General features: G+C 45.3%; 11 protein-coding genes. 8 read left to right on the top strand and 3 right to left on the bottom strand.

What is annotated here, in order from left to right:
• The first annotated feature begins 148 nt into the window (after positions 1 to 148).
• The 3 genes from mtnB to QUA45_RS14920 all read left to right on the top strand — a co-directional run bounded on the left by mtnB (position 149) and on the right by QUA45_RS14920 (position 2935).
• Positions 149 to 769, top strand: a complete 621-nt coding sequence (gene mtnB / locus QUA45_RS14930) for a methylthioribulose 1-phosphate dehydratase (RefSeq protein WP_333099840.1) — start codon at positions 149 to 151, stop codon at positions 767 to 769.
• Positions 770 to 862: 93 nt separating this feature from the next.
• Positions 863 to 1897 carry a patatin-like phospholipase family protein gene (locus QUA45_RS14925; protein ID WP_333099839.1) on the top strand — a complete coding sequence of 345 codons (1035 nt, stop codon included), beginning with the start codon at positions 863 to 865 and terminating at the stop codon, positions 1895 to 1897.
• A 225-nt stretch (positions 1898 to 2122) separates the two neighbouring features.
• A complete protein-coding gene (locus tag QUA45_RS14920) occupies positions 2123 to 2935 on the top strand; it encodes an MlaE family lipid ABC transporter permease subunit (protein WP_333099838.1) in 813 nt (270 codons plus the stop codon).
• A 170-nt stretch (positions 2936 to 3105) separates the two neighbouring features.
• Here the strand turns inward: QUA45_RS14920 and QUA45_RS14915 are convergent, their stop codons facing one another.
• Positions 3106 to 4614, bottom strand: a complete 1509-nt coding sequence (locus QUA45_RS14915) for an SGNH/GDSL hydrolase family protein (RefSeq protein WP_333099837.1) — start codon at positions 4612 to 4614, stop codon at positions 3106 to 3108.
• A 206-nt stretch (positions 4615 to 4820) separates the two neighbouring features.
• Between QUA45_RS14915 and QUA45_RS14910 the strand changes: the two genes are divergently transcribed.
• From QUA45_RS14910 to QUA45_RS14900, 3 genes are all read left to right on the top strand, one after another.
• A complete protein-coding gene (locus tag QUA45_RS14910; RefSeq protein ID WP_333071279.1) occupies positions 4821 to 5165 on the top strand; it encodes a Dethiobiotin synthetase in 345 nt (114 codons plus the stop codon).
• Between the two features lie 173 nt (positions 5166 to 5338).
• Positions 5339 to 5587 (top strand): hypothetical protein, encoded by a 249-nt coding sequence (locus tag QUA45_RS14905; protein ID WP_333145591.1) that lies wholly within the window; start codon positions 5339 to 5341, stop codon positions 5585 to 5587.
• A gap of 727 nt (positions 5588 to 6314) precedes the next feature.
• On the top strand, positions 6315 to 6602 hold the full coding sequence (locus QUA45_RS14900; RefSeq protein WP_333221327.1) for a hypothetical protein: 288 nt from the start codon (positions 6315 to 6317) through the stop codon (positions 6600 to 6602).
• 215 nt (positions 6603 to 6817) lie between these two features.
• On the opposite strand, the gene QUA45_RS14895 is transcribed toward QUA45_RS14900, so the two are convergent.
• Both QUA45_RS14895 and QUA45_RS14890 read right to left on the bottom strand, forming a co-directional pair.
• Entirely contained in the window at positions 6818 to 8104 is a 1287-nt protein-coding gene (locus tag QUA45_RS14895) for a glycoside hydrolase family protein (protein ID WP_333221325.1), read from the bottom strand.
• A 428-nt stretch (positions 8105 to 8532) separates the two neighbouring features.
• Complete coding sequence (locus QUA45_RS14890; protein ID WP_333221323.1) at positions 8533 to 9192, bottom strand: NAD(P)H-binding protein; 660 nt, start codon at positions 9190 to 9192, stop codon at positions 8533 to 8535.
• Positions 9193 to 9313: 121 nt separating this feature from the next.
• On the opposite strand from QUA45_RS14890, the gene QUA45_RS14885 reads away from it, so the two are divergent.
• Together QUA45_RS14885 and QUA45_RS14880 are read left to right on the top strand one after the other, a co-directional pair.
• Entirely contained in the window at positions 9314 to 10027 is a 714-nt protein-coding gene (locus tag QUA45_RS14885) for a DUF1997 domain-containing protein (protein WP_333221321.1), read from the top strand.
• A 775-nt stretch (positions 10028 to 10802) separates the two neighbouring features.
• A partial coding sequence (locus tag QUA45_RS14880; RefSeq protein ID WP_333221319.1) for an ATP-binding protein occupies positions 10803 to 12994 on the top strand: 2192 nt, incomplete at its 3' end.

The raw sequence follows: 12994 nt of genomic DNA, 5'->3' as shown, positions 1-12994 counted from the left end.
ATGTGTATTTAGTAAGATGCTGATGGCTCGCCCTACGTTTAGAGCTATATGTATTGGTAAGCTTTGTACGGATTACCCTAGGTTTAGATAGGCCAGCGCAATTCCTATTAACGTAAAAAGTAGATTAAAAACTGAGGATTTGTAAAGAATGAGTGGCGATTTGAGATCGGATTTAATTGCAGCAGCCAAACATTTTTACGATCGCGGTTGGATGGTTGGGACTGCTGGCAATCTTTCAGCCCGCTTACCAGATGGCAGTTTTTGGATTACTGCTAGTGGCCGCGCGAAAGGGCAATTAACTGAACAAGATTTTATCAGAATAAACTCAGACGGCGCAATTGTCGAACAACCTGTGGCCGACAGCCGACCTTCGGCCGAAACCAGCATTCATTTAGCCGTTTACAATTGTTTTCCAAACGCTAAAGCTTGCTATCACGTCCACTCCATCGAGGCAAATTTAGTTTCTCGGCTAACAGCAGGAGATGCAGTGCCTTTGCCCCCGATCGAAATGGTGAAAGGTTTGGGGGTGTGGGAGGAAAACCCGCAAGTGTCGATACCCCTCTTTACAAATTATTTAGAAGTCCCTAAGATAGCCAAGGAAATTTGTGAATTCTTTGCCACTTGTACGCCCTCTGTACCCGCTTTGTTAATTCGCGATCACGGCATCACAGTCTGGGCAGAATCGCCAGCCGCTGCCTACAATTACGTAGAAATTGTAGAATACATTTTTCGCTATACGATCGCAGCCCGCCAATTAAATTTAGATTGAAGATTTGGGACTTGAGAGTGAGCGGTGCATGAATCCCGAGGCTTAGGGATTTGAAATTAGGAAACGAGCAAACGTCGGGAATAGACAACAGTTATGGCTAAATATACCAGGATTTTATCAATAGATGGAGGCGGAATTAGAGGAATTATTCCCGCGCAAATTTTAGTTAGCGTTGAGTCAAAGCTGCAACAAAAAAGTGGCAATCCAGATGCGAGAATAGCTGACTATTTTGATTTAATCGCGGGCACGAGTGCGGGAGGAATTTTAACTTGCATCTATTTGTGTCCCGATGCCGAAAATCCCAGCAGGCCTCGGTGGGCAGCCCAAGACGCTGTTAATTTTTCCATTAAGAGTGGGCGCGACGTTTTTCAGACTTCATTTTGGCAAAAAGTCAGATCTATAAATGGTTTGAGAGATGAGAAATATCCCAGCGATCCCTTAGAAAAATTATTTTGGGAACATTTTAGAGATTGCAAACTCAGCGAACTGCTAAAACCTTGTTTAATTTCCAGTTACGACATCGAAAGGAGAAAAGCTCACTTTTTCGATCAAATAGATGGTCAACAATGTCCCGCAGAAGACTATTTCCTTAGAGATATCGCCAGAGCAACATCGGCAGCTCCCTCTTATTTTGAGGTTTCTAAAATCTACTCTTTTAGCAATGAATGCTATGCTTTAATTGACGGGGGAGTCTTCGCAAACAATCCCGCACTTTGTGCCTATGCTGAAGTTAGAAATAAATTCAGAATTCCTGACGATAGCCCCGAAAAAAGCCCGACAGCCAAAGATATGGTAATTTTATCCTTGGGAACTGGAGAAGCTCAGAAAAAATTTTCCTACGAAAAAGTCAAAAATTGGGGTCAAGTTGAGTGGGTTGAGCCTTTAATTAATATCATGATGACTGGAGTTGCGGAAACTGTAAATTATCAACTCATTCAAATTTATGATGCGGTTGAAAGACCGAATCAATATTTAAGAATTACTCCCGATTTGAGCCACGAACAACCGCTGCCCATTGATGATGCCTCGGAAGAAAAAATATCAGACCTGCTGAGAATTGGCAAGGATCAAGCCGACAAGAATAATGAAGAGTTGGATAAGTTTATCGACTTATTACTTGCGGAGTAGTCCGAGGGTTTTAGATTTGAGAGTTTAGATTGGGAAATGAGTGATGATTACCACAGAATCAATCACTGCCAATCTAAAGTCTAAAATGGTATAGCGTACCAACCGCAGGGCAGGCAGACTGAAAATATATATTGACAAATCGTGCAATAATTGCTGTAGGATTGCCAAAAATCAGTAGGTGGCAGTGCTTCGCCCTGTTTGCAATTAATCGCGAGCCCTCAGTCAGTGGTTAAAAAACACCAAGAAAAGCACGATCGACATTTAGATGAAACCTTCAATAACAGGTGGTTTCAGCGTTTTTTTGTGACGTTGTTCCTGGGCGGCCAAGTGCTGCTACGCATACTCCAAGGCAAAATTGACCACCGCAAAATCATGGAACATTTAGTAACAGTAGGCCTGGATTCTTTCCGATCCGTGCTGCTAATAGCCTTGTTTGGGGGCATGATTTTTACCTTTCAATCCGCCCGAGAATTGGTTCGCTTTGGGGCGGTTGAGGCGGTGGGAGGTCCTTTTGCTGTGGCATTTTGTGGGGAATTAGCACCGCTTTTAACGGGGGGCGTGGTGGCGGGACAAGTAGGTTCGGCCTTTGCGGCGGAGATAGGAGAAATGCAGGTGACGGAACAAATAGACGCCCTGTATATGTTAAGAACAAATCCGGTTGATTATTTAGTAGTGCCGAGGGTGATAGCTTGCTGCATCATGCTGCCGATTTTAACAATTTTTGCGGTAGCGGTGGGGATTTTGGGCGGGCTATTTGTAGCGGTTAATTTTTATAATTTGGAACCGTCAGTATTTTTGGAATCAGTGCGGACTTTTTTGGCGCCTTGGGATTTAGTAACTGTGGCGATTAAAAGTTTTATTTTTGGGTTGATAATTGCCCTTGTCGGTTGCGGTTGGGGATTGACGACGGTGGGCGGAGGGAAAGGAGTAGGCCAAGCTGCCACGGCGGCGGTGGTAACTTCTTGGGTGTTGATTTTTATGGCGGATTTATGTTTATCGCTGTTGATGTCTCAGGAGTTGGGGATTCCTAGAACTTGATAATCTTGGCGATTATAGCAGGAGTCAGGAGTCAAGATGCTTGAATATTAAGGGTTTGAACAATCATCAACGCCCTGCGCCACCAAGGCGATTGCTATAAAAAAATTAACATGAAGATTTTTTAAACCGCAGATGAACGCAAATAAACGCTGATAAAATTGCATCAGCGTTCATCGGTTTTCATCCGCTGATATCTGCGGTTTAAAACTCTCAACTTGAGATTTTAGATTGGAGAAAGGAGGGCGATACACTTGAATTGCCTCGATTGGAACTTCCCTATCTGTTTCGGGGACGATTTCAAGGGTGTGTTTGGAGTTGCTCAAATTCTGAGCCAATGTTGTAGAATACTCGCGGCTTGAATCTGCAATTTGTGGAGGAACGTATGAATCAACAAACATTGGCCGCACCTGCCAGGAAATCTCAAAGCCTTTAGGCGTCGGTTTTTTAGAGTATTCATAAGAATTTTTAAGCCACCAGTTTCTCGGTTCAATAACGATGCGGCCGGAGTTTGAGACAAACATTTCGTCATTTGTACCGCTGCCGTCGTAACCTGTTTTAGAACCTACAACGTCAAATTTAAACTTGCTGGCGTCGCTGTTAATCTCAGTAATTACAGCTTTCCAATCTTCGACGATTAGCGGTTTTTGGCTAGATACTTGGATGATTGCCGGCCAAGGAACGCCAGGACTAGCGCTAGGTCTGGTGATGCTGTAAAGTTCAGGAAATTCTGAGGGTTTTTTGCCGTCGATCGCAATTCTAGCAGACATTGCCTTGCCGTTGAAGGTTTTATCGGCGATCGCATCTATTCTATTTCCTTCAAATTCTAAAACCAACTTGCCATCTTGCCACTTAACATCGCTGCCAACCGTATAGGTTTTCACTAAATCCTGCGGCGGTTGAGGAGAATTTGGTTTGTATCGCAGATGCGGTTTTATGAGAGCAGCTAGGAGAAAATTTCCCCAATCGTTGAGGTGAACGCTGTCGCTTAATAGCTGTTGTGGTTGCAAGCGATTGTCTTTCAAATACCTGCGCCAAGGTTCGCGAATTTCCGCGATTTCGCAGCCGTATTTATCGGCTAACTCAGGCAGCCATTGAGTAGAATGAGTGTTGTGCCATTCGTATCTTTTGACTTCTTCTGGATCGTCGCTGTTGCCTGTGGGCAGCCACTGGATGTGGTCTGAATGCAAGAGTATTTCGCTAGCAGTGCGGCTGCGGACATTGGCAACTATGGCTTCGTAATCTTCACCGCCTCCGTAGACGTGAAAAATGAGCAAGTCTGGATAAAAAGGATACAAATCGTGTTCGCTGGGACGGATTAAAATTGGGGCGTCAAATCCTCCGATTCCCCGATTTTCCACAATCAAATCTGCATAGGGAAATCGCTGTCTCAAATCCTTCACTACATCTTTCCACCAATCTTGCTGAGTAATGGATTGACCGTAGAATAGGATGCGTACTTGGCGGCGGTCTGTTGGAGTGCTAGCCGCAAGTAGCCCCATCGTCCTTTGAATCCTCGCTCCGAAAGTAGCATTATTTGCAATAGGAGCGGGTGGGGGGAATGGCGTATCGGCAGCTATTTTTTTGATAAGCGGAACTAACAGAAAGCTCAGACACAAAAAAAGCAGCCACAAGTAGCGATAAATCTTGGATTTTCTGCTATTTCCTTGGTGTTTTGCCATTGTTTGATTTTTCCCTCTCCGTTTCACTTCTATCGAGACGACTGTGGGATGAATGCTACGCCTCTATCAGTAGCTGTAGCTTGCTTATGGGCGGACCTCACCAGTAGCTGTAGTTTAGCCTGTATGGAAATATATTACCAAATTGAGCGAGACAAAAAGTGATATAATGCCAGCTAATTAATTGCAGGAGATCGATCGCACGTCAAATGGATTACAAAACAGCCCGCAGTTTTCTGATCGACCAAGGGACCGCTCTGGAAACCAAGAAAAATCCCGACGCCTTCCTGATGCGTCTCAAACAAGGTCAACCGCCCGTACCCGGACAGGTGACATCGATTTTATTAGCTTTAAAAATATTGTTTGACGGGCTGCAAGAATCTCCAATGCTCGATCGACAATTAATCTCGGCACTGCATTTACTGTCAGTAGAAGGTTTGCAGCAATTTGAAGCTGGACTCCGCAGAGGAGTTTCTTGGCCACCGCTGCTGAAGGAAGACTTAAATCGAATTGCGATCGCAGTCAAGAATATCTTTTCCGGCGTCTGGCAATAATTAGCTCGGCAACCACGGCTCTCTATACCCACGGCCAGCAAACTCAATTTTTTTTATACATTTTTTTTATACATTTTTTTGTAAAATTTTATGTTAATCTTGCTACATTTACCCTCAAATTGTGGCATCTTAATATAAGAATCGCTTCTAACCAGCAATTGGAGAAATTTCTCATGAACGCGGAAGAAAAAGCTAGACAACTAATTGCACGAGAAAGGCAGCATAGCGAACACTTGCACGAATCTATGCTCAACCGTTCCTCCCACGAGCTAGAAACACATGGCGAGGGAATTGCTGAAGAAAAAGCCCGAGAATTAATGGCTCAAGAAAGGCAGCACAACGAACACCTGCACGACTCTATGTTAAGCCGTTCATCCCAAGAGGTAGAGGCATCGATCGCACCCGATGACACTAACAAATAAATTTTGTTAACACAAGACTTACGGACACAAACCAAGAAACCTGGTTTTTATACCATTTTTCATACCATGACAAAGGGCTGTAAAAATGTTTTTGTATAAACAACCAGGTTTCAGCGTCCCGGAAGAGTTTAGTACAGAAAAACTCTACTCAAATCGAGGAAGATGGTAGGTGCAATCAAAACATCCCGTGCTTGGTTGACAGCCACTATCACAAATCTCCATGTACCATATATAGCAATAGAAAATGCCAAGTTCTACTGATCGCGAAAGCTTTCGAGGGATGCCAAAAGACTTGGCAGTCCCGCAAGGGTAGCAGACACCAAAGCCTCATCTTTGTAAACTCGCGATCGGAGAATACGGGTACTTTTAGACGCAGAGGTTAAAGATCCTCGCCGTTGGGAATTTCCGGTTTCAACCCGCCCTAAATTATTTGTTTCTCCCGTCACGCAAAACATAGCAGTATCCTCTAAGTATCGTCAATTAATCCCTAAAATATGCCCGTAAATTTTCTCACGGCTTGCTGTATGTTTCTATTATTACTCAGATAGGTGACAGAGATAAAACTATGAAATAATTATTCACGATAGCTAGGGATCAACTTAAACAGCTTAACAACTTTTATTAATTGGTTACACGCCGCACGTTTGTTTGAGCGGATCGCCCACAACGACATAGACACCACGCAGGAAAAGCAAAATCACCGATTTCACAAGAGGAACCCGGATCAATGATGCTAACTCTTAGTGCAGCAACACTTATAAGTCAAATCAGGCCGACTGTCGAAAGCTTGCGCGACGGAGACTACCGCTACCGAGACTCCTTTGCGATCGATCGACCTTTCAGAGAAATCCAATTTCGGAAACAAGACAGATACATCACCGGCAGCGATTCAGACAAACGCACGGGCAAAAGTTACTGCTTCCGGGGAATCCCCCAGCAGAACAACATTATTAACATCACGGTAGCGCGATCGAAATTTCCCCAAAAACAGCACAGAAAACCGAGTGGAAATTAGCACCGGGAAACCCCATTAATTTCGACAGGCTTTATCCGCTGCAAGCTGGACCGGGATTAGAATTGTACAAATGTTTGACAGCATTTTTACCAAACTTGAAGGGTTAGTTATTCGTTACTTTTTAGTGGTTATTTCTTAATAGCTTTGGCTGGTTAATAACCAATAACAGGCATTAACAGTTAACAGTCAACAGTCAACCGTCAACATTTAACTCCTTAAGAACCAGCATTTTCCAATTCTTCCCGCAGCATTTCCCGGTAGACTTTCGGCAAACGAGAACTCATAGAATTGTTCTCAATTCCATATCCCAAACTCGTCCAAGTTCCCGAAAGCATCCGCAACACGTCGGTTAATCTTTCCTGCCGCAACATCTCAGGAATATCAGCTTTCCAAAACTTGCGATCGCTCAACCAAGCATAAACCACAGCATCCTGATCTTCTGGTTCAAAACTGTAATCTTCCCAGAATAAAAAATTAGCACGACGGGCCTGATAGCGCTTAGCCTTCTCCTTCCAAGTCGTAGTCAGAAATTGATACCTGCCCGCTGCAGTAGTACACTTACCCCGATTCGGCCCATTAACAATTTTCACGCACCAGTCAGGATGGCGGCTCAAATCTAATACGTATTTTCCACCGTAAACCACGTGATAAGGTCGAGCAACATTCGACTCGCTAGCAGAAATAGTTCGCATCAGCGCCCGAATGTAAGGATCTCCGGTTTTCATAGCCAGCGGCGGCAATTTTCTCACCTCGCTTGCCGACTGCGACAACTGCTGATTTCCCCGCAAACTGTCAACCAAAAAAACACCGCCGCCAATCACCGCGCCGATTAAAAGTATAAATCCGAGAATTTGAATCTCCGATTGCCTTAGCAAACCTCTTTTTCGACGGCCCAATTTCTCAGCTTCTAGCCAAGTCATTTCCATTTCCGAAATTTCGGCTAATTTTCGAGCCACCCGCATCCGGCGCACTCGAAAATCGTATTGATATAGGGGGGCCGCTAACAGCGTTAAACTCGATAAAACCCCCGCCAATTTGCTCAGCCAGAAATCTAATTCACCGGCTATGGCAACATTTGTCAGAGTAGATATTCCTGTTAATAACTGGGCGGGATCGATCGATCGCGCTGGCCAATAAAAAATCGCAAGTTGCACCAACAGCGACAGATTAAATGCAAAAAAAATCACGACAACAGCATTCAAGCCTTCTCGCAAGTGCGATCGAATACCAGTGTGCCTGCGCTTGAACTTGCGCGCAACGCGAAAGCGCCCCGGCAGCATAATTAGTAAGGGATTTAAGATCTTGACGGCGAACAAGTGAAACACAAAAAACACAGGCAACTGAATCAGCCAAGCCGCCAGCAGTAGAGTCAGAAAGCCGATATCGTCGCTGACAAAAGGAATACCCCTGCGAAGGAAAAAACTAAAACTCTGAGCGAGAGCAAATGCCCTTAACCACGAAATCGGATAGGGGAACCAAGCTGGCCACTTGAGAGTTTTCATGCTGAGAGAGGGAAAATTTAACGGCGAATCGTAAAACTATTAAGATTTTGCCAGATTTGGCGATCGGAAAATTGTTGTAGGGTGCGTCAGCCCAAATCTTTGACCCAAATCACATCTTGCACCATTCTCGATCAGCCTTTTTTGGGCGGGCAGGATGCCTGCCCCACAAGAAAATGCACTTTTTGTGGAACAGGCATCTTGCCTGTTATTGAGAATGGTGCAACATCTCAGACCCAAATCAAATGGTTTTTTGTCTGACCGAAAGCATCCAGGATACAAGCCCCCGGATTCATCCGTCCAGAAATAAAAAACCTGTATCCGATAAAGGAGCCCCCGAATTTATCGGTGGGGTCAATGCTTCAATCTAAAATCTAAAATCTAAAATCTAAAATCGATTGACGCACCGAACCCAAGCGAGGCTAATTCAATCAAATCACACTGGCAAACAACTCCTCAAAACTCTTTTGCGGAGCCTCCGACTTCGCCACAATTTCCACAACCTTGTTGCGAGAAGTCGGCTGAAACAGCGCCTCCACGCACACTTGGGCTACCTTAGTGCGGGGAATGCTGCTCTCAAACATTTTGTCCGCACCTGTCATGACGATCGCATCTGAATTATCCTCATTTTTCAGACCGCCGGGACGGACGATCGTATAAGTCAAGCCGCTTTTTTGCAAATATTCCTCGGCTTGCTTTTTCCAAACCAAAATCAGCCAAAACAAATTCAGCGGGTGAAAAAACTGAGAGACGCACAGAGAAGTCACAAGCACAAAATGCTCAATGCCCTTAGCCTTAGCTGCATCCACCAAATTTTTAGTACCCTCAAAATCCACCTTGTAAGGCGCTGTCGGGTCCAAACCAGGGGCCGCCCCTGTCGCGCACAGCAATACCGTACTATCGCCGATGGCATCGTCCAGGGAAGTCGCATTTAATACATCCCCGGTCACTAACTCAGCCTCCGGTGGTAAAATTTGTCTAGCTGTGTCTAGATTTCGGACTAAGGCGCGCACGGGAATACCTCGCTTGACCAATTCTGCGACGATGCGGCGGCCTGTCTGACCTGTGGCTCCTGCTACAAATGCTTTCATAAGTCGAGTTATGCTGAACTAGGGTAAGTTTTGTTACTATCAATTTCTCAATTGTAGGGAGGAAACTTCCTTAACACATCCCCAACCAGATTGATTGGCGTGTATAACAGGAGAGCATACGATGAAGCAGGATTCCGCTGAATATCAAACTGTTGAAGCTTCTGACGAAAATTACTACTCAGATGCGAGTTTCCGACAGCCCGAAAGTGGAAGCGCGGATGCAGGAGAGGAAGTTGAGCCGATTTGGTTTCACACGCATTTTGAAGACAGCATGGAGATGTACGCCGATGCGGAGACGGTGGCGAAGCATTTGAACAACCACAAGACTTGGTTTTGCCAGTGCGCTTCGCCGATGAAGGCCCAGCCGCTTGGCGAAAACGGCTACGATTTATTAATAGGGCGTTTTGGGGCTTTCGGCTACCGTGTTGAAGCGAGAATTGGTTTAGAGTTGCTGCCGCCGGACACTGAAGGCTGCTATTTAATTAAGACTATTCCGGTTCCGGATTATACCTCGCCTGGGTATGAAGTGGATTTTCGATCGGCAATGAAGCTAGTGGAGATACCGTCTCAGGAGTTTGCCGCCGATTGGCCGAGCTCGGAACGTGCTAAGCTACCGCCTGCGATTACCAGCGCTACGTGGAAGCTGGATTTGGCTGTGGGGGTTTGCTTTCCCAAGTTTATTCGATCGATGTCTCAGCCTTTGATAGAAAAAACTGGCGATGCGCTTTTGGAAAAAATTATCAAACAAGTTAACCGGCGCTTGACTTATAAAACTCAGCTTGTTTTTCACGAAAGTTTGGGCATTCCTTTTCCGAAAAATCCTAAGAAGCATTAGAAACATGAACAATACTTGCGCTCTAACTCACATTTGTAGGGTGCGAACTGCGCGCCTTACAATTAAGCGCGATCGTAATAACTCATACCATTGTAGATTTTCGACTTCGGTGTGAGGGATCGGTCGCACAATTTTAGATTAAATTATTGGTAATAACTGATTGTGTATGGGTTGGGATCACGGGCATATAGTTGCTTTTTTGAAACTGATATCACTGTCTCCGGTTGCTCCAGGCGCGCCTTATCCCTATGTTTTTGAATCCAACACTTGCTTGAGCAGTTAATTCAAATAACCAAGTTATTGCTAATAAAAATTAAGGGTAAGGTCATGATGGCATTTGACATATAGCAATCCTTGCAGGAGTCGTATTTTTTTTGCCTCACCCCAACCCTCCCAGAACCCGCTGGGATCGAGTAAGAAATTCACCAATTATTTAGGATTGCTATATGCTGATTTCTTATCGCCGGAATTAGTTTTTATTATGATGGGTCAATTTAGCACAGGGTTGGACACAATAGTTTAAGCCAGATGCCATCAACTTCGACAGCATTGTTATTAAAAAAATCTGCTTCTGTCATAAGGATTTCCCTCCTTATTGCCTGATGATTAAGCAATGTAGCAGACGCAATTCAAAGCGGGTTCCAATCGCCATCGGAAACCAGCAAGTGTCTCAGATCACAAGGCCGATCGATCCCCCTCACTGCCCAAAAACCTAAAATTATGTCACATTAAGTAAGGGGTTATAAAATAACTCTTGCCATATCCCTAGAAAGTTATGACAACGAAACTAAGAGCTACACACACAGAGAAAATGGAGAGAGACTTGCACCAGTTGAGGGCAGACCAAGAACTGATTCTCAACCAAGTAGACAATGCGATCGCTCTGTTCGACTCGTCTGACTGCTTAGTTTTGTTTAACAAAAAATTGGCCGGAATGTGGGAACTGTCCCCAGAATGGCTGGAAACAAAGCCGAAGTGCCACTTGCTGTTTGCGGAAATTGTCGATCGGGGTTACTTATCTGTTCAACAGTGGCAAGACTTCCAGCAAGCACTCGAAACATCTAAGCATGAAAGCTTATCATTTTATTTCGAGCAATCCAATGCCGTTTGTTTGGAGGTGTGCGCCACGATTACCAACAGTGGCGGACGGCTGTTTACCTTTCGAGACGTTACGGTATATCAAAACTCCCAAGCTAGTTTGAACGCAGAAGTCAGGCGGCTGAGATTTCTTTTAGGTTTAACCGAACGCCTGCAAAAGTCTGACAGTTTGCAAGAAATAGGTCAGTTTGCCCTCACCTATTTAGTAGAGGCAATGAATGCAGCTTTCGGAGATGTCAAGGTGATTAACGGCAAGGGAAACGACCGGCAAGCGGCGGCGATTTCCAACCAAATTTCTAGTCAATTTTTGGCTACTTACGGGGAACCAGTTGTCGCAGCAATGCAAGAATTGCTCGACAAAGGTATTCCCTACGGCATCGGTTTGCTGTGGGAAGTGGTGAAAACTGGTAAACCTTTGTTCGTAGAGGATTATGCCCAACATCCCAATGCCGTGCCGGAATTTCGGCATCCGGGAATTGGACAACTGGGCATTTTTCCGATCGCAGCCACCGACGGTACAATTATCGGCGTACTGACGCTGGAGTCCCGCAACGTCAAAAAACTGCAAACCGCCCTCAACCAAGAAGTGCTGGAGGCTGCTTGCCGGACTCTGGGGGCGGCGATCGAGCGGGCTCAGACACAAGAAAACCTGCGCCAAGTTAACGAACAATTAGAGTATTCTTCTCAGTTGAAATCTGAGTTTTTAGCCTCGATGTCCCACGAATTGCGGACGCCTCTGAACAGCATTCTGGGCTTTTCTGACTTGCTGCTGCGGCAAACAGCCGGACAGTTGAGCGATCGACAAATCAACTATGTAGAACTGATCGAAAAAAGCGGTCAGCACTTATTGCAGCTAATCAACGATATTCTCGATCTTTCTAAAATAGAAGCGGGTAAAGTAGAACTAAACTTACAGCCTGTTCGCGTTCAAGAACTCGCGACAGACTGCCTGAAAATGATGCAACCGCGGGCAGACAAAAAGCGAATCGGTTTGTCTTTAGAACTCGACAACCGTATTACTAAAGTTTGGCTCGACGAACGGCGAGTGCGACAAATTGTGATTAATTTACTTTCCAATGCCATCAAATTTACCCCCGAACAGGGACAAGTTAAACTCAGCGGGCGTCTGGCCTACGGCAGCGAAATAGACGGCGACTACCGACCGGATTGTTCTCCTGTAAATGCCAGCACTCCTTATTTTTGTTTTGAGGTGAAAGACTCCGGCATCGGCATTCCTCAAGACCGCTGGCACTTGTTATTTAGACCTTTTCAACAGGTGGATTCTTCCCTGACTCGGAGGCACGAAGGTACAGGTTTGGGTTTGGCTTTGACTAAGCGATTGGCAGAATTGCACGGGGGAACTGTTTCTTTTCAATCTGTTTGCGATCGGGGAAGTCTTTTCCGGGTTTGGCTGCCTTTAACGGAGATGCGTCAACAGTTGGGAAACTTTGCTTCTTGTGCTTTGGATACGAAGTTAGTTCCTGCTTCTGCGATTGCTTTACCAATTGCCAGGAAGCGGATTTTGGTTGTCGAAGACCAGCCTTTTAACCAAATGTTAATTTCTGAGGTGATGGAATTGGAGGGGTATGGGGTAGAGATACTCGCGGATGGGAAGGCGATGGCCGATCGTATTCTCGCCGCCTCTGCGGCCCCGGAGTTGCTGCCGGATTTGATTTTGATGGACATTCAGTTACCGGATGTTGATGGCTTTGAGTTGATGCGCCGAGTTAAAGCAGATCCTGTCTGGGAGTCAGTACCGATGATTGCGGTGACGGCGATGGCGATGCCTGGCGATCGCGATCGATGTTTGGAAGCTGGCGCTTGTGGTTATTTGAGTAAGCCGCTGGATCTGAATTTGACGATCGCTAC

Source organism: Microcoleus sp. Pol12A5, from assembly GCF_036701435.1.
Lineage (GTDB): Bacteria > Cyanobacteriota > Cyanobacteriia > Cyanobacteriales > Microcoleaceae > Microcoleus.
This window is presented reverse-complemented; position numbering and strand designations above follow the sequence as displayed.